Here is a 22,716-nt window from a genome sequence, read left to right as displayed (position 1 = left end):
CTGGCCGGAATTCTCGATCAGGTGACCGTTCGTGGCCTGTTGTCACAGCCTCCGGCTGCGTAGCTTTTCGACATGAGTAGTTCGGCGAAGGGGCCGTCGGTGCTGATCGTGGGCACCGGTTTCGGTGGCATCGGGACCGCGATCGAGCTGAAGCGCGCCGGGTTCACCGACTTCACGATCCTGGAGAGCGCAGCCGAGCCCGGCGGCGTCTGGCGGGACAACACCTACCCCGGCGCCGCGTGCGACATCCCGTCACCGCTCTACTCCTTCTCCTACGAACCCAACCCGCGCTGGCCGAAGCGGTTCTCGCACCAGCCGGACATCCTGGGCTACCTGCGGCGCGTCATCGCCAAGTACGGGCTCGAGCCGCACATCCGCTACCGAACCGAGGTCACCGGGGCCGCGTTCGACGAGGAGCGCGGCGCCTGGCGCATCGAGACGCAGGACGGCGAAACGCACGAAGCAAACGTTTTCGTCCCCGCCGTCGGCCAGCTGTCGCGGCCGGTCCTGCCCACCATCCCCGGGCAGGACCGGTTCGCGGGCGACGCCTTCCACTCGGCGCGCTGGGACCACGGCGTCGACCTGGCCGGCAAGCGCGTCGCCGTCATCGGGACCGGGGCCAGCGCCGTCCAGTTCGTGCCCGAGCTGCGCAAGCACGCGAAGCACGTCACGGTCTTCCAGCGCACGCCGCCGTACGTCATGGCGAAGTCCGACCCGACCTACCGGCGGTGGCAGCACTGGCTGTTCGAACACCTGCCGCCCACGCAGCTGCTCGGCCGGCTGCGGATCTTCCTGCTCGCCGAGTACGCGACGTACGCGATGACGAAGCACCCGTTCCTGGCGAAGATGTTCGAGCTGCGGACGGCCCAGTTGCGGCGCCGGCACATCAAGGACCCGGACCTGCGCGCGAAGCTGAAGCCGGCCTATCCCCTAGGCTGCAAGCGGATCCTGTTCACCAACGACTACCTGCCCGCGCTGGCGCAGCCGAACGTCGACGTCGAGACGCGGCGGATCTCGTCGATCACGTCGAGCGGCGTGCGCGTCGAGGACGGGACCGAGCTCGAGGCGGACGTCCTGGTCTACGGCACCGGGTTCGCCGCGACGGAGTTCCTCGGCCGGATGACCGTGACCGGGCTCGGCGGCCGGTCGCTGCGGGACGCCTGGTCCGGCGGCGCGCGGGCGTACCTGGGCATCACCGTGCCCGGGTTCCCCAACATGTTCTGCGTCTACGGGCCCAACACCAACCTCGGCGCCGGGTCCATCATCTACATGATCGAGCGGCAGGCGCGCTACATCCGCCAGGCGGTCGAACAGCTCGCGCGGCCCGGCGTGTCCTATGTGGACGTGCGCGCCGACGTCGAAGAGCGGTACGACCGGGAGGTGCAGCGGCGGCTGGGCGACAGCGTGTGGAGCGCCTGCACGAGCTGGTACCGCCAGGCCGACGGCCGGGTGACGACGAACTGGCCGGGCCTGGTCACCGAGTACGACCGCCGGACCCGGCGGCTGGACGTGGGCGACTACCGGGTGGTGGCGTGATGGACTACGACGTCCTGGTGATCGGTTCGGGGTTCGGCGGGAGCGTCACGGCGCTGCGGCTGACCGAGAAGGGCTACCGCGTCGGCGTGCTGGAGACCGGCCGCCGGTTCGCCGACGACGAGTTCGCGAAGACGTCGTGGCGGCTGCGGAAGTACCTGTGGGCGCCCGCGCTGGGGTGTTTCGGCATCCAGCGGCTGACGCTGCTGAAGAACACGTTCGTGATGAGCGGCTCCGGTGTCGGCGGTGGTTCGCTGGTGTACGCGAACACGCTGTACGAGCCGCCGGACAAGTTCTACGCCGATCCCCAGTGGGCGCACATCACAGACTGGAAGGACGAGCTGGCGCCGTACTACGACCAGGCGAAGCGGATGCTCGGCGTGGTCGAGAACCCGGCGACGACGGCCGCGGACCGCGTGCTGCTGGACGTCGCCGAGGACATGGGCATCGGGCACACGTACCGCCGCACGCCGGTCGGCGTCTACTTCGGACAGTCCGGGGTGGACCCGTTCTTCGGGGGCGCGGGACCCGCGCGCTCCTCGTGCACGTTGTGCGGCGAGTGCATGACCGGCTGCCGGGTGGGCGCGAAGAACACGACCGTGAAGAACTACCTGTACCTGGCCGAGCAGGCGGGCGCGGTGGTGCACCCCCTGACGACGGCGGTGTCGGTGCGGCCGATCGCCGGCGGCTACGCGGTGGACACGCGCCGCACCGGGCGCCGCTCCCGCCGGACGTTCACGGCGTCACAAGTGGTGTTCTCCGCGGCCGCGTTGGGAACGCAGCGGCTGCTGCACCGCATGCGCGACAACGGGACGCTGCCTCTCGTGTCGCCCCGGCTCGGGCTGCTGGCGCGCACGAACTCCGAGGCGGTGCTGGCCGCGCGGTCACTGCGGTCGGACACGGACTACACGCGCGGGGTGGCGATCACGTCGTCGATCCACCCGGACGAGGTGACGCACGTGGAGCCGGTGCGGTACGGGCGCGGCAGCAACGTGATGGGGTTGCTGGCGACGGTGCTGGTGGACGGTCAGCCGGGCCGCCGGCGCTGGGTGCTGGGGGTGCGCGAGCTGTGGCGTCAGCGTCGTCAGTTGGTACGGATCCACAACCCGCGGCACTGGTCCGAGCGGATGATCGGGCTGCTGGTGATGCAGACGCTCGACAATTCGGTGACGACGTACACGAAGCGCGGGTTGTTCGGCCGCCGGATGACGACTCGCCAGGGTTCGGGTGCGCCCTCGCCGTCGTGGATCCCGGCGGGGCACGAGGTGACGCGCCGGGTGGCCGCGAAGATCGGCGGCCTGCCGCAGGGCGCGTGGACGGACATGGCGAACATCCCGATCACGGGCCACTTCATCGGGGGGTGCGCGATCGGCGATTCGGCTTCCACCGGGGTCGTGGATCCGTATCAGCGTGTCTACGGGTATCCGGGGCTGCACGTGGTGGACGGGTCGGCGATCTCGGCGAACCTGGGGGTGAACCCGTCGCTGACGATCACTGCTCAGGCCGAGCGGGCGATGGCGTTCTGGCCGAATCGCGGGGAAGCGGACCCGCGGCCTGAGCTGGGTTCGCCGTACGAGCGGGTGGCGGCGGTGACGCCTGCGCATCCGGTGGTCCCGGCTGACGCACCGGGCGCCTTGCGGCTGCCGATCACGCCGCTCCCATGACCTGAAAGGCCCCTCCCGGACCGCGCGCCGGGGAGGGGCCTTTCAGCGAATGGTTACGGCAGGCCCGCGAGCCCGGCCGACACCGTGTTGGCGAACGCGTAGCCGTTCGACGCGTCCCAGTTGATCGACCACGTCATCGCGCCGCGGATGGCCGGGTACGTCGTCGACGGCTTGAAGCTGCCGCACGACGTCCCCTTGGCCAGGCAGTTCAGCGCCGACACCGTGTTGGCCGGGGCCTGGTAGCCGCCGCCCGCCGCCTGCGAAGACGCCGGGAGACCCAAGCCCACCTGGTCCGCTCGCAGGCCGCCCTGGAGCTGGATGCAGGCCAGCGCCGTCAGGAAGTCGACCGTGCCCTGGGCGTACACGCTGCCGTTGCAGCCGAGCATCGTGCCGGAGTTGTAGTACTGCATGTTGACGACCGTCAGGATGTCCTTGATGCCCAGCGCCAGCTGGAAGTAGCCGCCCTGCGTGGACTGCATGTCGATCGTCTGCGGCGCCATCGTGATGACCTTGCCGCCGCCGTTGTGGATGCTGCGCAGCGCCTGGCCCATGTACGTCGCGTTGATGCCGTTCTCGAGGTCGATGTCCACGCCGTCGAAGCCGTAGTTCGAGATCAGCGACTTGATGCTGTTCGCGAAGTTGTTGGCCGACGAAGAGTCGCTCACGCTGATCGTGCCGTTCTGGCCGCCGACCGAGATGATGACCCGCTGGCCGCGCGCCTGGACCGTCTTGATGTCCGCCTTGAACTGCGCGTCCGTGTAGCCGCCGAGCTGCGAAGACAGGCCCGAGTCGAGCGTGAAGCTCACCGCGCCCGGCGTGCCCGTCGCGTCCGCGAAGGACACCGCGATGATGTTGTACTTCGTCGGGACGTCGGCCAGCTTCAGCGCCTTGGCGCCGTTGTAGAAGTTCTGCCAGTAGCCGGTCAGGACGTGCTTCGGCAGGTCACCCTGGGTCGGCGGCGGCGTGGTCGTCGTCGGCGGGGTGGTCGTCGGCGGGGTGGTCGTGGTGGGCGGCGTCGTCGGAGTCGTGGGGGTGGTCGGCGTCGTCGGCGGCGGGGTGCCCGGGCCGTCGAGGCTGACGTCGTCGGCGTAGTACGTCGGCTGGCCGTACCAGCCGTGCAGGTACACCGTCAGCGACGTGCTCGAGCCGGTCGTGAAGCTCAGCGACAGCTGCGAGTAGCCGCTGGTGCCCGGCGTCCACGTGCTGGTCGTCGCCGAGCCGGAAACGCCCAGGTAGACGTAGCTGCCCTGGACCCAGGCCGACAGCTTGTAGGCGGTGTTCGCCGAGACGGTGAGCGTCTGCGAGCACTGCGCGTTGTCCGACGACGTCGGCGTCGCGTTCAGGGCGCGGCTGCCGCTGTGGACCGGGGTGCTCACCGCCGTCGGGGCGGTGGTGCAGGTCCAGCCCGACGTGCCGGACTCGAAGCCGGGGTTGGCCAGGATGTTCGCCGCCGAGGCGCTCCCGGCCAGGACGAACGTCACGCCGAGACACAGCGCGACCGCGGAAAGTAACGACAGGAGAGCTAGGCGAACTCTGGGGACCACGGGGCGACCTCCACTGGTGGTGAGGCAGGTCACCACAAAATGGACTAGACCAATCTGATTGTCAAGGAGCCCCATCCGAAAGTCGGGGTGGTCGGAACGGCAGAATGTGAGGATCGGATCCACCAGAGGGCGAAGCAGGAGCGTGTTGCAGTGAGCGTGTCGGTCGAGCAGAGGATCGCCGAAGAACTGGGCGTGCGCGAAGGACAGGTCAAGGCCACCGTCGAGCTGCTCGACGGCGGTTCGACCGTCCCCTTCATCGCGCGGTACCGCAAGGAAGTCACCGGCATGCTCGACGACGCGCAGCTGCGCACGCTCGAGGAGCGGCTGCGCTACCTGCGGGAGCTCGACGAGCGGCGGCTCGCGGTGCTCGAGTCCATCCGCAGCCAGGGCAAGCTGGACGAGGCCCTCGAGGCGTCGATCCTCGCCGCGGACACGAAGTCGCGGCTGGAGGACATCTACCTCCCGTTCAAGCCGAAGCGCCGCACGAAGGCCATGATCGCGCGCGAAGCGGGCCTCGAACCGCTGGCCGACGGCCTCATGAACGACCCGAACACCGACCCGCTGGCCGCGGCCGCGGTGTTCGTCGACGCGGACAAGGGCGTCGCGGACGCGCAGGCCGCCCTCGACGGCGCCCGCTCGATCCTCGTCGAACGCTTCGCCGAGGACGCCGACCTCATCGGTGACCTGCGCGAGAAGATGTGGGGCCAGGGCCACCTGGTCGCCAAGGTCCGCGCCGGCAAGGAGGAGGAAGGCGCGAAGTTCTCCGACTACTTCGACTTCTCCGAGCCCTACACCAAGCTCCCCTCGCACCGGATCCTCGCGATGCTGCGCGGCGAGAAGGAAGAGGTCCTCGACCTCACGATGTCGCCGGCCGAGCCCACCGACGAGCCGCAGGTCGGGCCGACCGACTACGAGACGCGCATCGCCGCGAAGTTCGGCGTCACGCAGCAGGGCCGCCCGGGCGACAAGTGGCTGAACGACACCGTGCGCTGGGCGTGGCGCACCAAGATCCTCCTGCACCTGGGCATCGACCTGCGGATGCGGCTGCGCCAGGCGGCCGAGGACGACGCCGTGCGCGTGTTCGCGTCCAACCTGCGCGACCTGCTGCTCGCCGCCCCGGCCGGCACCCGCGCCACGATGGGCCTCGACCCGGGCTTCCGCACCGGCGTCAAGGTGGCCGTCGTGGACGCGACCGGCAAGGTCGTCGACACGCACGTCATCTACCCGCACCAGCCGGCGAACAAGTGGGACCAGTCGATCGCCGAGCTGGCCGCGCTGTGCGCCCGCCACCGGGTCGACCTCGTCTCGATCGGCAACGGCACGGCGTCGCGCGAGACGGACAAGCTCACCCAGGAGCTCATCAAGAAGCACCCGGAGCTGAACCTGACCAAGGCGATCGTGTCCGAAGCGGGCGCGTCGGTGTACTCGGCGTCGGCGTTCGCCTCGGCGGAGCTGCCGAACATGGACGTCTCGCTGCGCGGCGCGGTCTCGATCGCACGGCGGCTGCAGGACCCGCTGGCCGAGCTGGTGAAGATCGACCCGAAGTCGATCGGAGTCGGCCAGTACCAGCATGACCTGTCCGAGGTCTCGCTGTCGCGCTCGCTCGACGCGGTGGTCGAGGACTGCGTGAACGCGGTCGGCGTCGACGTCAACACGGCGTCCGCGCCGCTGCTGACCCGCGTCTCGGGCATCACGACCGGGCTGGCGGAGAACATCGTCTCCCACCGCGACACGAACGGCCCGTTCCGCTCCCGGACGTCGCTGAAGGAGGTCGCGCGGCTCGGCCCGAAGGCGTTCGAGCAGTGCGCGGGCTTCCTGCGCATCCCGGACGGCGACGACCCGCTCGACTCGTCGTCGGTGCACCCGGAGGCGTACCCGGTGGTGCGCCGGATCCTGACGAAGACGGGCACGGACCTGCGGTCGCTGATCGGCAACACGCGGACGCTGACCTCGCTTCGCCCGGCGGAGTTCGTGGACGAGACGTTCGGTCTCCCGACGGTGACGGACATCCTGGCCGAGCTGGACAAGCCGGGCCGCGACCCCCGCCCGGCGTTCAAGACGGCGACGTTCGCCGAGGGCGTGGACAAGATCGGCGACCTCAAGCCGGGGATGCGCCTGGAGGGCGTGGTCACGAACGTGGCCGCGTTCGGGGCGTTCATCGACGTCGGGGTGCACCAGGACGGGCTGGCGCACGTTTCGGCGCTGTCGAAGAACTTCGTTAAGGATCCGCGCGAGGTCGTGAAACCCGGGGACATCGTGAAGGTGAAGGTCCTCGACGTCGACGTGCCGCGGAAGCGGATTTCGCTGACGCTGCGGCTGGACGACGAGCCGGGTGCTCCCGCCGGCAACCGCGGCGGTGGCGGCGGTGGCGGTGGCGGTCGTGACCGCGGCCAGGGTGGCGGCGGTGGCGGCGGCGGCCAGGGTGGCGGCGGTCAGCGTCGCGGCGGTTCGGGCGGCGGTCAGCGTGGTGGCGGCGGCGGTGGCGGTCAGCGCGGCGGCGGCGGGAACTCCGGCTCCGGCGGCAGCGGCTCCATGGCGGACGCGCTGCGGCGGGCCGGGTTCGGCAAGTAGAAAGCCCGATTGCCCACAGGCCGGCGGAGATGTGGACAACTCCGCCGGCCGGTGGCTGTTCCGGCGGTTTCGTCAGGGAGCGGCGATAGACTGGAGCCGGGACGTCCCCCCTGGGTGTGGCGGGGGCGCGGCCGGTCCCGGTTCGGCACCAGCTTCAGGCGGTGTTCGGGTGTTCCGCTCGGGGGTGTGGTCGCGCGGTTGTGGTGTCGTGAATGACCCATTCACCTCATCCGACGACAGGAATGAGTCATTCAAGACGTCCGCCGCCACCCTTGCCGAGCCCCGGCTAAGTCGGGTCTGCGTGGCCGGCACTAGGACCTGGCCGGTGTGCCGTTCGGAGTGTGCTCACGCGTTTGCAGTGCTGTGAAAGACCCTTTCACCTCGTCCGACGAGGTGAAAGGGTCTTTCATGACGTCCGGGCCACCGCGACCGGGCCCGCGCCACCCCGACTTTGCCGGGCCCCTGCCTGAAAGCGGCGGGGACGGTTCGCCACCAGCCTCAGGCCTGTCTCGACGAGGAGCCACCCGAGGCGCTGCCGCCGCGTTCCGGCTCGGCTGGGGTGGCTCACCCTGGCCACGCCCCGTCTCAGTTCGGTTTCCCGTTCGCGGACCAGGTCTTCCGCCTGCAGAAAGTGCACCACGTTCGTCCCCCTCATTCGGACTTCGATGTGCCGGGTTCCTCCGGCTGCGCTTGCCGGGGGAAGGCCGACCAGTGCGCGATCACGTTGTGGTCGCCTGGCCTGGTATCCCGGCGGTAGCGGCCGACCACTTCTTCGACCTCGGCGCTCATCGCGGCCGCCTCCTCGGGTGTGAGGGACAGCCTCGCGTCGTTGAAAACCGCCTTGTCGTGCCACTGCTCCATCCACCGCGGGAGCTCGCTGAGGAACCGCGACTCCGTCTGGTAGCGGTGCTCGATCACGGACCGCAGGTAGCTGTCCAAGGGCGCGGCGAGATCCGGGTCGTCGATGAAGTCGGCGGCCCGGATTCGCGTTGCCTCCTGCACGGAGCGCCACCAGCGTTCGCGCTTGTTCCCGCGTTCGGTGTCCTCTTCGACCAGGCCGGCTTCAGCCAGCAGGCGCAGGTGCCAGCTGGTGGTTCCGGAGCTTTCGCCGACCCGCTTCCCCAGCCCGGTCGCGGTCGCGGGGCCGTCCGCCTGCAGCAGTTCGAGCATCCGCATCCGCAACGGGTGAGCCAGCGCCCGGAGCATCCGCGCGTCGATCGGTCGTGACGCCTCGGTCCGGCGGTCCTTGGTCATACCGGCCACCCTAGACCGCAGAGACCTCTTTGCAAAGGATCCTCTGCGATATGGTCAGCGAAGAGCGGCCAGCCCGACGGCGAACAGCACCACCGGCACCACCGCGGCGGCCGAGCTGACGAGTCCCGTCCCGCCGCGCCAGCCCACCGGTGAAGCGTCGAGCACCAGCCGGCGCACCAGGGCCGCCTCCACCACCGCGGCCAGCAGGAACCCGAAGCCGACGCTGAAGATCGCCGCCGCGCCGACGAAGAACAGGCCCGACGTCGACGCCGCGCCCAGCGGCGCCGCGATCTCCCAGCGGACCAGGCCCGCGGACACCGCGAGCAGCGCCAGTAGCAGCACGAACGCGACGAGGAAGCCGATCCGCGCGGTCGTCTGGTGCTGGGCGTGCGCGAACCACCAGAACCCGGCGTCGAGCACCGCCACGACCGCGGCGAGCGTCAGGAACCCGGCACGGAACGTCAGCACCCGATCACTCTAGCCAGATCCGGCTCGCTCACGCGTCGCCGACAGTCCCCCCGGCGAACCGTGCCTCGACGCTGCCCAGCGGGCCGAAGTCCGCCACCACGTGGCCGCCGGCGTGGATCGGGCAGGGCGGGGTCGCCGTCCCGGTCGTCACCACGTCGCCCGGGTTCAACGACCGGCCGTGGCGGGACAGCTCCATCGCCAGCCAGTGCAGCGCCAGCCGCGGGTCGCCGAGTACCAGGCTGCCGCTGCCGCGCGAGAACTCCTCGCCGTCCGCGTGCAGGACGACCGCCTGCCGCGGCAGTTCGAGGTCGCGCCAGCCCGGGACCGCCCGGCCCTCGACGAACCGGCCCGCGCACGCGACGTCGGCCAGCAGCTGAGGGCCGCCCGCGTGCTGGTGGTCGGTGTAGCGGCTGTCCGGCATCTCCAGCGCCAGGAACATCGTGTCGACGGCGTCGAGCACCGCGGTCAGCGACGGCGACGACCCCGGGTCGGCCTTGAGCCGGAACGCGAACTCGGGTTCGGCGACGCCCATGGTCATGGTGTCGGCCGGTACCGGCTCGCCCTCGGCGTGGCGGAACCGCTCGAACATCACCCCCGGCAGCGGGCCGGGGACGTCGAGGTACTGCCGGGCGTACGCGGTGGTCGCGGCGATCTTCCAGCCGGACACCGGCCCGGCCAGCTCCGCGAGCGCCGCCTGCGCGGCCATGCCCTCGGCGAGGTCGCGCGGGCGGGCGTCGGCCGGGAGACCGTCCAGGCGTTTCCCGGTCTGCCACGCGTCCCAGATCAGTTCCGCCGCCCGCTCTCGGTTCACGCTCCTGATCTTGCCAACCGGAAGACCGGGTGTCGATCGGCTTCCGCGGCGAAGGCCTCGGGCGGGTCACCCCGCTTCGCGTCGAAGAACGGCGCGGTGACGGGCAGCAGCCGGACGTAGTGCCGGAGGACGGGCGCGGCGGTCGTGGCGTCGGCTTCCTCGACCTCCCACGTCTCCGTGGTGCTCCCCCGCCGCAACCGGGCGACGCCGTCCGCGCGCAGGTTGTGCACCCAGCCGACGATCCCGTACGGCGAAACCAGCCACCGCTCACCGCCGGTCTCGACGACGTTGACCGGGGTCGTCCGGTCGAGACCGCTCTTGCGGCCCTTCGTGGTCAGCAGGAACCCGGTCTTCCCGGCGACCGGCAGGCCCTGGGAAAGCAGCCCGCCGATCACCGCGTTGACCGTCTTCCGCAGCGGTCCCAGCTTGTACGCCCTGGCCATCATGGCTGCATAGCGTAGGCCCCCGAGAGGTCGCGGACGAGCGACCAGACGTTCTCGAAGCGCCCGGCGTCGACCACCGGCTTGCGCAGTGCGGCCAGGGCGATCGCCTGCTGGGCCTCGGTCGAGCTCGGCTTCCCGTTCAGGTCCACCGCGGCCAGGCTGAAGTCCTGCACCAGCACCGCGAAGATCTGGTCGACGACCTGTTCGTCGAGCCCGGTGATCCCCGCCTGCTCCAGGATCAGCTGGCCGTACACGACGAGCGTGAACAGCTCGGTGAGCGCGAGACCGAAGTCGAGGTCGGCCTGCTGGGCCTCGTCCGGCGTCGCCTCCGTGAGCAGCTTCACCAGCGCGCCTGCCTGTTCGGTGAACAGCGCGACGTTCGGGATGTGCGACGCCTGCGCGTACGCGGTCTTCCAGTCGTGGAAGCGGATCTTCGACAGCCCGCGCGCCGGGCCCTGGCGGAAGAGGAACTCGTCGTCGGCGGCATCGGTGCGCGTCGGGACCGGCGCGTACTCCTGCGGCGCGAAGAGGTACGCGGGCATGAACTTCGCGATCAGCGCGAGGTTCACCGCCACCGTGCCTTCGAGCTTGGGCAGGCCGTCGATGTCGTTCTTGGACATCGACAGGTACGTGTCGGCCTCGAAGCCCTTGGCCGCCACGACGTCGGCGACCAGGCCGATCACCTTCTGCGCCTCGGTCGTCACCTTCATCTTGGTGATCGGGTTGAACAGCAGGTAGCGGCGGTCTTCGGCGGTGGCGCTGCGGAAGTAGTCGACGGCACGGTCGGAGAACAGCTTCATCGCGGTCAGCCGCGCGTAGGCCTCGACGAACTCGCGGCGCACGTGCGGGAAGTTCGTGACGGGCTTCCCGTAGAGCACGCGGTTGTGCGCGTGCGTGATGGACTCGTACAGCGAGTGCGTCGCCATGCCGATGCCGCCGAAGCAGAGGTTGAACTTGCCGATGTTGACGGTGTTCAGCGCGGCGCTGAAGGCCTCCGCGCCGACGTGCAGGATGTCGTCGGCGTGCACCGGGTAGTCCTCGAGCCGGAACTCGGCGACGTACATCTGCGACGGCACGACGTTCTTCACGACGTGGTAGTTCGGGTGCTCGGAGTCGGCGTAGAAGAAGACGTACTGGTCCGGGCCCTCGACGCCGTCGATGCGACCGAAGACCGACACCGTGCGCGCGCAGTTGCCGTTGCCGATGTAGTACTTCGAGCCGGTGGCGCGGTAGCCGTCGCCGTCCTTGGTGAGCACCAGGTCCGACGAGTAGATGTCGGCGCCGTGGTCCTTTTCGGACAGTCCGAACGCGCCGACGCCGCCGGCGTCGAGGGCGGCCGCCGCGCGCTCGCGCGCCGTGGCGTTGCCGCTCTGCCACACCGGGCCGAGGCCGAGGATCGTGACCTGCCACGGGTACCAGTAGTTCAACCCGTAGAAGCCGAGGATTTCCGACAGCGCGGCGACGCGGGCGGTGTCCCAGCGCTTGTCCGGGTGGCCGCCGGCGTTCGCGGCCGGCGTCAGGAAGGTCGAGAACAGGCCTTCCTTGCCCGCGAACTCCAGGAAGTCCGCGTAGAAGGTGCGGGCGTGGTAGTCCTCGACCAGCTTCGCCTTGCCGCGCTGCTCGAACCAGTCGATGGTCGCCCGGAGCAGCCGGCGCGTCTCCGCGTCGAAGTGGGCCGGGTCGTACTCGTGCGGGTTCAGCAACATGGGGTGAGCCTCCTCGATTACCGACCGGTAACTTAGCAAGCCCCCTAGAGTGCGGGCAATCTCACTGGGGGTACGTCACCCCGACCGGCTACACTGATCTTGCGGGCCGCTCAGTTCTGCCTCGGCCCGCTGCTGTTGTCGACTACCACGCGCCGCGGCCGTTGACCGGTCTGCGCCGGGCAGGACAACCCTTCTCAGGTAACGGAGACCAGGGCGCGAGTGCGCCCGCATGCACTTATGAGCACCTTTGCCGAACTCGGCCTGCCCGCCACGCTCGTGGACTCGCTGGCCGCTCAGGGCGTCACTGAGCCCTTCCCCATCCAGGCGGCGACCCTGCCGCACACCCTCGCCGGGCGTGACGTGCTCGGCCGCGGCCGGACCGGCTCCGGCAAGACCTACGGCTTCGTCCTGCCCGTGCTGGCGCGCCTCTCGGCGGGCCCGACGCGGCGCAAGCCGGGCCGTCCGCGCGCGCTGATCCTGGCGCCGACCCGTGAGCTCGCGACCCAGATCGAAGCGGCGATCCTGCCGCTGGCCAAGCCGCTGGGCCTGCGCACGACCACCATCTTCGGCGGCGTTTCGGCCAACCCGCAGATCACCAAGCTGCGCGACGGCGTCGACATCGTCGTCGCCTGCCCCGGCCGGCTCGCCGACCACATGCGCTCCGGGCACGTGAAGCTCGACGCCATCGAGATCACCGTCCTCGACGAGGCCGACCACATGGCCGACCTGGGCTTCCTGCCCGAGGTGCGGCGGATCATGGACGCGACGCCGTCGCGTGGCCAGCGGATGCTGTTCTCCGCGACCCTGGACAACGGCGTCGACGTGCTGGTCAAGCGCTTCATGACCGACCCGATCACGCACAGCGTCGACTCGGCGCAGTCGCCGGTGTCGACGATGGAGCACCACGTCCTGCACCTCGAGGAGACCCACCGGCTGCCGGTGCTGGTCGACCTGACCGCGGCGCCGGGCCGCACCCTGGTGTTCACCCGGACGAAGAGCCGCGCGAAGGCGCTGACGCGCAAGCTCGTGGCGTCCGGCGTCCCGGCGGTGGAGCTGCACGGCAACCTCGGCCAGAACGCCCGCACCCGCAACCTCGAGGCGTTCTCCTCGGGCGCGGCGAAGACGCTGGTCGCGACGGACATCGCGGCCCGCGGCATCCACGTCGACGACGTCCGGCTGGTCATCCACGCCGACCCGCCGGTGGAGCACAAGGCCTACCTGCACCGCTCGGGCCGCACGGCACGCGCCGGCGCGTCGGGCACGGTCGTGACGCTGATGACCGACGCGCAGGTCCGCGACGTGCGCGACCTGACGCGCAAGGCGGGCATCAAGCCGACGACGACCCAGCTCGGCCCGGGTCACCCGCTGCTGGCGGAGCTGGCCCCGGGTGAGCGTTCGTTCTCGGCGGCGCCGAAGCGGCCGCCGGTGGACGACCGGCCCAAGAAGGTTTCGGCGACCGGCGCGGCGCCGGGCGGCGGCCGCGGCCGCCGGGGCACCGGCGCGCCGAAGGCGAACCAGGGCGGACAGCGCTCGCGCGCCCACGGCCAGGCGGAGTCGCGGTCGGCCAACCCGGAGAAGTCCGGTGGCCGCCGGTCGGGTGCCGCTTCGGGCGGCTCGCGACGGTCCGGTGCCGCGGCTGCTTCGGGCGGCGGGTCCCGGCGGTCCGGTGCGCCGGCCGCTTCGGGTGGTTCGGCGCGGTCGGGGGCTCCGGCCGCGGGCAACCGTCACTCGGGCTCCGGCGGCGCGGCGGCCTTCTCGTCCGGCACCCGCGCAGGCGGCCGCCGAGGCCGCTGAGCGACTCAGCTGAAAACGACCGGCCCCGGACTTCCCGTCCGGGGCCGGTCGTCGTCCCGGCAGGCAGCACTTCCGCGGATAGCGTGCGATGCTCTCGTGATGGACGACACGGACCTGGTGCAGACCGGCATCGGCCTGCTGGCTTCGGTCTACCGGCTTCGCCTGAACCTGCAGGGCGACGGCGACGAGCCCGGCTCGAGCGGCTATCCCGAACTGCTCGAAGGGGCGCTCGACTTCACCGTGACCGCGGAGTCCAGTGTGCCGCCGGAGTACACCGCCGAGGTCCAGGACGTCGTCAAGCAGACCGTCGACGAGCTGGCCCGGCGCCAGGAGGCGGTCCTGCGCGGCCTGCTGCTGGGGTTCGTCAAGGTCGTCGAAGCTTATGAAGAGGACCAGCCGGGACCGGACGTCCTGCAGCTCCTCCAGCAGCTGTCGCTCGAGGTCGCGGTGGAGTGAGCGCGGCCCGGGCCGGGCCCCTCAGAGCGAGGAAGTCAGCCCGCGGGCCCGCAGCACCGCGCGCTCCAGCGGGCGGAACACCAGCAGCTCGATCCCGACGCCGACCAGCAGGATCAGGAAGATCGCCGCGATCACCGTCTCGATGCTGTTGAGCGACGAACCCTGGTTGAGGTACGCGCCGAGCCCGACGCCGAGCTGCGGGGACAGCGCGATCAGCTCCGCGGCCATCAGCGAGCGCCACGAGAACGCCCAGCCCTGCTTCAGCCCCGCCAGGAAACCCGGCAGCGCGGCCGGCAGCAGGATGTGCCGGGCCGACGAGAGCCGGTTCGCGCCCATCACCTGGCCGACGCGCGGCAGGATCGGCGGGATCTGGTCGATGCCGGAAACCAGGCCGTTGGCGATCGACGGCACCGAACCGAGCAGGACGACGAAGTAGATCGCGCCGTCGTTGATGCCGAACCACAGGATCGCGGCCGGCACCCACGCCACCGACGGCAGGCTCTGCAGCCCGCTCAGCAGCGGCCCGATCGCCGCCCGCACCACGCGGACCTTCGCCACGACCAGGCCGAGCGGCGTGCCGATGAGCACGCCGGCGACGAAGCCGAGCGCGGCGCGGTGGACCGACGTCCAGACGAAGCCGAACACCTGGCCGTCGGCGACGCGGCTCCAGAACTCGTCCCACACCGCGATCGGCGCGGGCAGCTGGGCCTCCGACCAGAACGCCGCCGCCCAGAGGACCTGCCAGACGACGATCAGCAGGACGAGCGCGCCGACCGGCGGCAGGAAGCCCCAGGCGAACCGCTTCCAGAAGCTCGGGCGGCGGTCGCCGACCGGGGCGTCGAGCGAGTCCAGTCCGGCGCCGACCGCGTCGAGGTCGGCCTCCGCGGGCCGGTCAAGCTGCGGCATGGGTACTGATCACCTCGCGCAGGTGCCCGGTGATTTCCTCGGTCAGCTCTTCGGCGTCGGCCAGCGGCACGTCGGTCCACTCGCGCACGACCCGCCCGGGCCGCGACGACAGGAGCACCACGCGCTGCCCGAGCCGGACGGCCTCACGCACGTCGTGGGTCACGAACAGCACCGACGTGCCGGTGCTGCGGTAGACGCGCAGCAGCTCACCCTGTAGGACGTCGCGGGTGATGGCGTCGAGCGCGGCGAACGGCTCGTCCATCAGCAGGAGCGACTGCTCCGGGTCGCCGCCGACGCGCAGGGTCGCGGCCAGCGCGCGGGCCAGCGCGACCCGCTGCCGCATCCCGCCGGACAGCTCGTGCGGCCGCTTGCCGCCCGCGCCGTTCAGCCGGACGAGCTCCAGCAGCTCGGCGGCCTTTTCGCGACGCTCGGCGCGCCCGAAGCCGGCCAGCCGCAGCGGCAGCTCGACGTTGCGGGCCGCGGTCAGCCACGGCATCAGCGCGGCCTCCTGGAACATCACCGCGGGCCGCGACGTGTTCAGCGTGATCTCCCCCGCCGACGGCGCGTCCAGCCCGGCGACCAGGTTCAGCAGCGTGCTCTTGCCGCAGCCGGACGCCCCGAGCAGGCAGACGAACTCGCCGGGCGCGACCGTGAGGTCCACGCCGTCGAGCGCGACCACCGCGCGGCCGGCCGTGCCGAACGTCTTGCGGACGCCGTCGAGACGCACCGCGGTCGCGCCGGTGAAGTTGCTCCGGCCGGTCGGGAGGGTGGTGGTCATCGCTGGCTGCCTCTCCAGGTCACTTGGCGAGTTCGGGAGCGTTGACGGCGGGCTGGTTCTTCGCCTTGAGCACGTCGTTGAGCGGGCCGAAGTCGGCGAAGCCCTTGAGCGCGACGGCGGACTTCACGACCCCGGCGGTCACCGAGTCCTGCGCGAGCTGCGGGAACTCCGCGGGGATCGGGTCGGTGGTCAGCTCGATGCCGGAGAACGCGCGGTCCAGGACCGCCGGGCTGAGCGTACTGCCGGCCAGCTCCTTGAGAGCGCCGTTGACCACGGTCTTCGCGTCCGCCGGGTTCGCCTTCGCCCAGTCGATCGCGGCCAGCTGGCCCTTCAGCACGGCGCGGACGGTGTCCGGGTGCTGCTGCAGGAACTCGCTGCGCACGATGACGACCGTGGTCGGGAAGCGGCCGTCCGGCCACAGGGTCTTCTCGTCGACCAGGACCTTCGCGCCGGCGTCGAGCACCAGCCGCGACGACCACGGCTCGGGCAGCCAGCCGCCGTCGAGCTCGCCCTTCTTGAAGGCGTCGAGCGTCTTGGAGTTGTCCAGGTTGGTGATCTTGACCTGGTCGGTCAGCTGCTTGCCGGCCAGGAACTTCTTGAGCGCGACGTCCTGGGTGTTGGCCAGCTGCGGCGTGGCGATCGTCTTACCCTTGAGCTGGTCGACACTGGTGATGTCCGGCTTGACGACCAGCTGCGCGCCACCCGAAACGGCGCCCGAGATCAGCTGGATGGTGCCCTTCGACTTGGTGAAGGCGTTGATCGCCGGGCCGGAGCCGATGAAGGCGATGTCGAGGGAGTTGCCCAGCAGCGCGTTGACCTCTTCGGGGCCGGCGTTGAAGGTCTGGGTGGTGAGCTTGGTCGAGCCCAGCTCCTGCTTGAAGAAGTCCTTCTTGACGCCGATCAGCGCGGGCGCGTGGGTGACGTTCGGGAAGAACCCGAGCCGCACCTCGGTGGCGGCACCGGCGTTCGCGGCCGGGGCCGCGGTGTTCTCCGCGGCGCGGGAACAGCCCGCGAGCACGCCCACGGCGGTCAGGGCGGCCAGCGCCGAGGCCAGGAAGCGGGTTCTGTGGTGGGTGCGCACGTCGGCGTCGCCTTTCGGGGGTCGGTGTCGGGGCGAGGTTCGCACGGTCACCCACCCAGGCGCATAGCCATCCGCATCTCGGGAAATCCGGTGAGATTCCTTGACATCGGTGACCGGTGGGCCTACTGGGCTGCTCACGCTCGCTCTTCGGTGCTCGTTCGGTGCCGGCAGAGCATGCGGGCTGGGCCCGGTGGACGCGAGATGTTCCCGGCATCTGAAACGCCCGGGCGGTTTGGGCAACCCGTCGCGTCACCCGAACGTGGTACAGGTGACGACGGATTCAGGAGGGAACATGACGAGCCGACGGGGCCAGGGAGCCACCGGCGTCCGCGTGGCGCTGGTCGTGCTGTTCATCGGAATGGGCCAGGCGACGTTCGAGTGGTTCAGGTCGCTCGGGATGGACGCGGTGACGAGCCTGGTGGTCTGGGCGATCCCGGTGTTCACCGGGGCGGCGGTGACGCTGGTGCTGTGGCTGGCGTCCGACCGCGCGTTTTCGTTGAAGAACTGGCTGCCGGTGGCGGTGAGCATCCCGGTGTACCTGGGAGGGGCGTTCGGCATGGTCACGGGCGAGGCGAGCCTGGTGGCCTCGATCGTGACGGGGGTCGGGCTCGGGATCGCGGTGGTCTCACTGGCCGGGCTGGCCCGGTCGCGGCGGCGCGAGGAGCCGGCGCGCCGCTAGCTCTGTGGGTGGTCAGGTGGTGTGGCCGCGCGTTTGTGGTGTCATGAAAGACCCTTTCACCTCGTCGGACGAGGTGAAAGGGTCGTTCATGACACCCGGGCCACCGCCGCCGCCGCGCCCAGCCGCGCCTCCCCCGGCTTCGCCGGGACCCTGCCGGAGAGAGCGGGAGTTGAGGGCCGGTCAGCGGCGCAGCAACAAGGACACGTCGCCGAACTCGTGCCACAAGTACCGGCGCTCCACCGCAGCGTCGTACGCGCGCTGGACCAAGTCCCGCCCCGCCACCGCCTCCAGCAGCAGCAAGTGCGAAGCCTCCGGCGCGTGCAGGCCCGTGATGATGCCGTCCACCACCCGGGCCGGGCGGTCCGGGCCCAGGACCAGGTTCGTCCAGCCCGAGGCCGGTCCGTCGGGCATTGCGGACTCCAGCGCCCGCGCCGCCGTCGTGCCCACCGCGATCACGCGGCCTCCTCGCGATCGGACCCACGACACCAGGGCCGCCGTCGTCGGCGGGACCCGGTAGCGCTCGGCCTGCGGCGGCTCGCCCGCCTCCGGTGAGGACACCCCCGTGTGCAGCACCAGCGGTGCGAACAGCACGCCGTCCGTGACCAGGCGCGTCACCAGCGACGCCGAGAACGGCCGCGCCGCCGAGGGCATCTCCGCGCTGCCCGGCTCGCGGGCGAACACCGTCTGGTAGTCCGAAAGCGGCCACGCCCGAGGCACGTACCCGTAGCGGATCGGGCGGCCCACCTCCGTGAGCAAACGAGAACCCTCGACCGACACCTCCGCCCGCCAAAGCCGCGAGTCGCCCGGCGCGGCCGGAGCCAGCAAGGTCAGCGACGCGCCCCCGGGCAGCTCCAGGCGCTCCCCCACCCGGCCGTCGAGCAGCGGCCCGCCGGGCGCACGCAGCTCGACCACCCACGAGCCGTCATCGAGCGACGTCGAAAAGTGGACGACGACCGGATGCCCGCGTCGGACAGCGTCGACCGCCGCCGGCAGGGTCCCGGACGTGTTCACGACCAGCAGGTCCCCCGGAAGAAGGTGCGAACCCAGCGAAGAGAACACCGCGTGCTCGACCCCCGAGGGCGACGCGACCAGCAGGCGCACCTCGTCCCGCGCCACGCCGCGCGCCTCCGGTGGGGCCGACGCCGACAGCTCGTCCGGCAGGTCGAACCGGATGCTCATGCGCTCACCAGCAGGTCCGCGGCCCGGTAGCGGCCACTCGGCGGACGCTCGTCCAGCAGCCTCAGAAACGCCGGGACCACCGACGACGGCAGCGGCCGGTCCGAGATGTCCTCGCCCGGGAACGCGCGCTGGTGCATCGCCGTGCGCAGGTCGCCCGGGTCGACCGCGTACACCGCCAGGTCCGGGTTCTCCGCGCCGAGCACGGCGGTGACGTGGTCGAGCGCGGCCTTCGCCGAGCCGTAGCCGCCCCAGCCTTCGTACGCTTCGACGGCGGCGTCCGAGCTGACGTTGATGATCGCGCCGCGAGAAAGAGCCGACAGCAGCAGCTGCGTCAAGGCGAGCGGCGCGAAGACGTTCACGCGGTAGACGTTTTCCAGTTCCGCCAAGGGATAGCGAGCCAATGGTGGCAGCGGGCTGACGCCCAGGGAACTGGCGTTGTTGACGAGCAGGTCCAGCGATGGACAGGCGTCGGCCAGGGAAGCGCGGTGGGCCGGGTCGGCGACGTCGCCGGGGACGGCCGTGAAGCCGATCTCCCGGGCGGCGGCCGAAAGCGCGACCGGGTCCCGGCCGTCGCCGATGACCGTCCACTTGCGACCCACCAGGGCGGCGGCGAGGGCTCGGCCCAGGCCCGCGGATGCACCGGTGACGAGTGCGGTTGGCATGGTTCCTCCTTCGAGGGGTACCACACCATCGTCAGACCTCTACCTTACTCGATGTCAACCGAAGCCCGGCCGCGCAGCAGGAAATAAGCCACCAGCGAAACGACTAGCCCGACGTAGTACGCGAGATCCGCGCCGTGCAGCGCCGACGCGACCGGTCCGGTGTAGAGGGACGTGTTCATGAACGGCACCGCCGCCCCGAATCCCACGACGAACGCCACGAATGCGGCCCAGGGCCGCACGGGAACCGCGGCCAGCACGTCCACGCGCCGCCCGCGGCGGGTCCGCGCGAGCCAGTCCGGGATCACGACGCCGAGGAAGGGCGGGATCCAATAGCTGACGAACAGCAGCACGTTCTGGAACCTGGTCGACAGGTCGCCGCTGTGCATCCAGAGGATCAGCGCGAACGCGAGCACCGTGACGACCACCGCTGACACCGGGCGCCGCAGCCGGACGCCGACGGTCTGCAGGGCCAGCGAGCCGCTGTAGTCGTTCATCGCGTTCGACGACACCGCCGCGAGCGCGATCACGGCCAGCGCGAGCGAGCCCAGGAACCCACCGCCGAGCAGCGCCGCGACGCCGGTCGCCGTCTGGTCGCCCAGCGACGACCCCAGCGCGAGCCCGAGGCCCTCGCCGATCGCGTACGACGCCGTCAGGCCGAGCAGCGTCGCCCAGAAGACCGACCGCGACGACGTCCCGGCCGGCAGGTAGCGGCTGAAGTCCGACGCGTAGGGCGCCCAGGAGATCGCCAGCGACAACGTGATTGTCATAAACAGCACGACGCCGCCCGCCAGGTCGGCGCCCGAAGCGGTGTCGGCGGCGGCGATCGGGTGTCCGGAAAGGACTTTCACGGTGAGGGCGGCGAACGCGAGCACCAGCAGCACGCTCATCACCGCCTGCACGCGGTGGATCAGGGCGTAGCCGAACACGCCGAGCACGCACTGCAGCACCAGCACGATCAGCACCGCGGCCCAGAACGGCAGCCCGGTCAGCTCGGCCAGTGCCTCGCCGCCGAACAGGCCGACCAGCGCGTCCCAGGCGATCGAGCCGAGCCACTGGACGAGCCCCGGCAGCACGACGCCGCCGCCGAAGGGCAGCCGGGCGAGCGGCAGCTGGCCGGTGCCGGTGCGCGGCCCCCAGGTGGACAGGTACGCCACCGGCAGCGACCCGAGCACGGTGCCGGCGAGCATCGCGGCCAGGCCCGTCCAGAACCCGAGGCCGAGCGACGCCGCGAGCGTGCCGGTGAACACCGCCGTCATGGTCAGGTTCGGCGCGAACCACACGCTGAACAGGCGCCACGGCCGCCCGAACCGGTTGCCCTCCGGCACCGGCGCGATGCCGTGGGTCTCGATCGCCAGGTCACGACCTCCGGTGGGCATCCGCCCGCCGAAGACCTCGGCATCCAGTCCGCTCATGTGCTGCCTCCCGTTCCGGATCACCCTAAAGCGCGCCCGCGTGGTGTAACGCGACGGCCCGAACGGACGAATCACGGTTAGCCGCTGCCGGACCGCCGCACACACCCGCCAGGATTGCCCGGCGAGGCTCACCGGGAGGGTTGCGTGGTCCAGCATTCGCGGACGCTCGCCATGACCGGCCTGCTGGCCGCCGGTTTCGCGCTGGGCGTCACCGCGTTGACCCTGAAGGCGGCCGAGGGCAGCCATTCCGCGCTCGACACGGCGCTGAGCACCACCACGGGTTTCCTGTTCCTGCTCGCCGGCGCGGTCGCGCACGTGCGGCGCCCGGCGAACGCGATCGGCGTGCTCATCGCGCTCGCCGGCGTCGCGCTGTTCGTCGAGGACCTGCAGTTCACCCCCGACCCGGTGCTGTACACGGTCGCCGTGCCGCTGCGCGCCGCGTCCAGCCCGGTGATCGCGCACCTGGTCCTCGCCTTTCCCCACGGGAGGCTCCGGTCGCGGTGGGAGCGTCTGCTCGTCTCCGCGGCCTACTTGGTGGTCCTCGCCTCGGGCGTGCTCGGGCTGCTCGTCAACGACGACCCCCGCGACCTGCTGGCGGTTTCGGCCGGCCCGGCCGGGGGCGCGGTCGCCGACCGCGTGCTGGAGCTCGCCGCCACGGCGATCAGCGCCGGGGTGGTCATCGTGCTGCTCTACCGGTGGCTGACCGGCCGGCTGCCGCAGCGGCGGCTGCTGTCCCCGGTGATCGCCATCGCGCTGTTCGGCGCGCTCGCGTCGGGGGTCGGCACGGCGCTCGGCGACGGGCACCCGTTGTCGGAGCCGATGCTGCTGGGGTACCGGATCCTGTTCTGCCTGTGGCCGCTGGCGTTCCTGGCCGGCGTGCTGCGCGCCCGCGTCGGCAACGCCGAGATGATCCGGCTGCTGCTGGAGCGCGACGGCACCGGGCTGGCGGCGCTGGTGCAGGACGACGAGGTGTGGAAGGACAGCCGGTCGATCGACGCGCTGAACGCGGCGGCCGGGCTGGTGCTGGACAACCAGCGGCTGACGGCGGAGCTGGAGCAGCGGCTGGCCGAGGTGCGGGCGTCGCGGGCCCGGCTCGTCGCGGCCGGCGACGAGGAGCGCCGCCGCCTGGAGCGCGACCTGCACGACGGCGCCCAGCAGCGGCTGGTCAGCGTGGTGCTGCTGCTGCGGATGGCGGGCCGCCGGCACGGCGACGCACTGCCCCCGGAGGTCCGGGCGCTGCTGTCCGGCACGGTCGACGAGCTGCAGCGGGCGATCACGGACCTGCGCGAGCTGGCGCGCGGCATCCGCCCGGCGATCCTCACCGAGGCCGGTCTGGCGGCGGCGGTCCGGTCGCTGGCCGACCGGGTCCCGATGGAGGTGGCGCTGTCGGTGGGCACCGTGCCCCGCCTCGACGCGGCCGTGGAGGCGACGGCGTACTTCGTGACGTCCGAGGCGTTGACGAACGCCTTGAAGCACGCGCAGACGGAGTCCGTGGACGTCCGCATCGCGGTCGAGGGGGCGGAGCTGCGGGTGGAGGTGACCGACCCGGGCGTCGGCGGCGCGGACGTCGAGGGCGGCACGGGCCTGGCCGGACTGCGCGACCGCGTCCAGGCCCTCGGCGGTGAGCTGGCCTTGGACAGCGACACCCGCGGCACGGCGGTCCGCGCGGTCATCCCGCTCGCCGAGACCCCCGGAAAGCCGTGAAGGCCTCCTTACCGGCAAACAAAGCGCTCCCTTTAGAAGGTGGTGTACCAAAATAAGCCCATAATGCTGAA

19 protein-coding genes are annotated in these 22,716 nt (G+C 71.2%); 7 read left to right on the top strand and 12 right to left on the bottom strand.

The genetic code is table 11. The features are described from left to right. Nucleotides 1-72: 72 nt before the first annotated feature. On the top strand, nt 73-1,536 hold the full coding sequence (locus AB0C38_RS22185; RefSeq protein ID WP_360676257.1) for an NAD(P)/FAD-dependent oxidoreductase: 1,464 nt from the start codon (nt 73-75) through the stop codon (nt 1,534-1,536). Then, nucleotides 1,536-3,197, top strand: a complete 1,662-nt coding sequence (locus AB0C38_RS22180) for a GMC family oxidoreductase (protein WP_360676254.1) — start codon at nt 1,536-1,538, stop codon at nt 3,195-3,197. The genes AB0C38_RS22185 and AB0C38_RS22180 overlap by 1 nt, the downstream gene beginning before the upstream one ends. A 53-nt stretch (nt 3,198-3,250) precedes the next feature. Here the strand turns inward: AB0C38_RS22180 and AB0C38_RS22175 are convergent, their stop codons facing one another. Further along, on the bottom strand, nt 3,251-4,741 hold the full coding sequence (locus AB0C38_RS22175; protein ID WP_360676251.1) for a glycosyl hydrolase family 18 protein: 1,491 nt from the start codon (nt 4,739-4,741) through the stop codon (nt 3,251-3,253). A 150-nt stretch (nt 4,742-4,891) separates the two neighbouring features. On the opposite strand from AB0C38_RS22175, the gene AB0C38_RS22170 reads away from it, so the two are divergent. After that, a complete protein-coding gene (locus AB0C38_RS22170; RefSeq protein ID WP_360676248.1) occupies nt 4,892-7,312 on the top strand; it encodes a Tex family protein in 2,421 nt (806 codons plus the stop codon). A 651-nt stretch (nt 7,313-7,963) separates the two neighbouring features. Here the strand turns inward: AB0C38_RS22170 and AB0C38_RS22165 are convergent. From AB0C38_RS22165 to AB0C38_RS22145, 5 genes are read right to left on the bottom strand one after another with little or no spacing between them, the layout of a single operon-like run. After that, nucleotides 7,964-8,566: a helix-turn-helix domain-containing protein gene (locus tag AB0C38_RS22165; RefSeq protein ID WP_360676244.1), complete on the bottom strand. Its 603-nt coding sequence runs from the start codon at nt 8,564-8,566 to the stop codon at nt 7,964-7,966. Between the two features lie 54 nt (nt 8,567-8,620). After that, on the bottom strand, nt 8,621-9,034 hold the full coding sequence (locus AB0C38_RS22160; RefSeq protein WP_360676242.1) for a hypothetical protein: 414 nt from the start codon (nt 9,032-9,034) through the stop codon (nt 8,621-8,623). A 28-nt stretch (nt 9,035-9,062) separates the two neighbouring features. Next, nucleotides 9,063-9,845, bottom strand: a complete 783-nt coding sequence (locus AB0C38_RS22155; protein ID WP_360676239.1) for a fumarylacetoacetate hydrolase family protein — start codon at nt 9,843-9,845, stop codon at nt 9,063-9,065. Beyond that, nucleotides 9,842-10,291, bottom strand: coding sequence for a nitroreductase family deazaflavin-dependent oxidoreductase (locus tag AB0C38_RS22150; RefSeq protein ID WP_360676236.1), 450 nt, complete (start codon nt 10,289-10,291; stop codon nt 9,842-9,844). The genes AB0C38_RS22155 and AB0C38_RS22150 overlap by 4 nt, the downstream gene beginning before the upstream one ends. Further along, nucleotides 10,288-11,994, bottom strand: a complete 1,707-nt coding sequence (locus tag AB0C38_RS22145) for an acyl-CoA dehydrogenase (protein ID WP_360676234.1) — start codon at nt 11,992-11,994, stop codon at nt 10,288-10,290. Before AB0C38_RS22145 ends, AB0C38_RS22150 begins: the two co-directional genes overlap by 4 nt. A 237-nt stretch (nt 11,995-12,231) precedes the next feature. On the opposite strand from AB0C38_RS22145, the gene AB0C38_RS22140 reads away from it, so the two are divergent. Both AB0C38_RS22140 and AB0C38_RS22135 read left to right on the top strand, forming a co-directional pair. Continuing rightward, entirely contained in the window at nt 12,232-13,788 is a 1,557-nt protein-coding gene (locus tag AB0C38_RS22140) for a DEAD/DEAH box helicase (RefSeq protein WP_360676231.1), read from the top strand. Nucleotides 13,789-13,887: 99 nt separating this feature from the next. After that, entirely contained in the window at nt 13,888-14,244 is a 357-nt protein-coding gene (locus AB0C38_RS22135) for a hypothetical protein (RefSeq protein ID WP_360676228.1), read from the top strand. Nucleotides 14,245-14,265: 21 nt separating this feature from the next. On the opposite strand, the gene AB0C38_RS22130 is transcribed toward AB0C38_RS22135, so the two are convergent. The 3 genes from AB0C38_RS22130 to AB0C38_RS22120 are packed head-to-tail and all read right to left on the bottom strand — an operon-like array spanning nt 14,266 to nt 17,009. Further along, nucleotides 14,266-15,150 carry an ABC transporter permease gene (locus tag AB0C38_RS22130; RefSeq protein ID WP_360676225.1) on the bottom strand — a complete coding sequence of 295 codons (885 nt, stop codon included), beginning with the start codon at nt 15,148-15,150 and terminating at the stop codon, nt 14,266-14,268. Next, nucleotides 15,137-15,928 carry an ABC transporter ATP-binding protein gene (locus AB0C38_RS22125; protein ID WP_360676222.1) on the bottom strand — a complete coding sequence of 264 codons (792 nt, stop codon included), beginning with the start codon at nt 15,926-15,928 and terminating at the stop codon, nt 15,137-15,139. The genes AB0C38_RS22130 and AB0C38_RS22125 overlap by 14 nt, the downstream gene beginning before the upstream one ends. Before the next feature lie 19 nt (nt 15,929-15,947). Further along, a complete protein-coding gene (locus AB0C38_RS22120; RefSeq protein WP_360676219.1) occupies nt 15,948-17,009 on the bottom strand; it encodes an ABC transporter substrate-binding protein in 1,062 nt (353 codons plus the stop codon). A 292-nt stretch (nt 17,010-17,301) separates the two neighbouring features. Between AB0C38_RS22120 and AB0C38_RS22115 the strand changes: the two genes are divergently transcribed. Then, a complete protein-coding gene (locus AB0C38_RS22115; RefSeq protein WP_360676216.1) occupies nt 17,302-17,688 on the top strand; it encodes a hypothetical protein in 387 nt (128 codons plus the stop codon). A 180-nt stretch (nt 17,689-17,868) separates the two neighbouring features. On the opposite strand, the gene AB0C38_RS22110 is transcribed toward AB0C38_RS22115, so the two are convergent. Genes AB0C38_RS22110 through AB0C38_RS22100 form a run of 3 tightly spaced genes read right to left on the bottom strand, consistent with a single transcriptional unit; the run spans nt 17,869 to nt 20,941 of the window. Then, a complete protein-coding gene (locus AB0C38_RS22110; protein ID WP_360676213.1) occupies nt 17,869-18,867 on the bottom strand; it encodes an S-adenosylmethionine:tRNA ribosyltransferase-isomerase in 999 nt (332 codons plus the stop codon). Next, the gene (locus AB0C38_RS22105; protein WP_360676210.1) at nt 18,864-19,529 is read right to left on the bottom strand and encodes an SDR family NAD(P)-dependent oxidoreductase; all 666 of its coding nucleotides are present in this window, start codon (nt 19,527-19,529) and stop codon (nt 18,864-18,866) included. The genes AB0C38_RS22110 and AB0C38_RS22105 overlap by 4 nt, the downstream gene beginning before the upstream one ends. A 44-nt stretch (nt 19,530-19,573) precedes the next feature. Then, nucleotides 19,574-20,941: a cytosine permease gene (locus AB0C38_RS22100; protein WP_360676207.1), complete on the bottom strand. Its 1,368-nt coding sequence runs from the start codon at nt 20,939-20,941 to the stop codon at nt 19,574-19,576. Between the two features lie 171 nt (nt 20,942-21,112). Between AB0C38_RS22100 and AB0C38_RS22095 the strand changes: the two genes are divergently transcribed. After that, complete coding sequence (locus AB0C38_RS22095) at nt 21,113-22,645, top strand: sensor histidine kinase (protein ID WP_360676767.1); 1,533 nt, start codon at nt 21,113-21,115, stop codon at nt 22,643-22,645. Nucleotides 22,646-22,716: the final 71 nt, after the last annotated feature.

This window comes from Amycolatopsis sp. NPDC048633 (genome assembly GCF_040650695.1).
Lineage (GTDB): Bacteria > Actinomycetota > Actinomycetes > Mycobacteriales > Pseudonocardiaceae > Amycolatopsis.
Note: the sequence above shows the minus strand (reverse complement) of the source record. Positions and strands in the feature narration are given on the sequence as shown.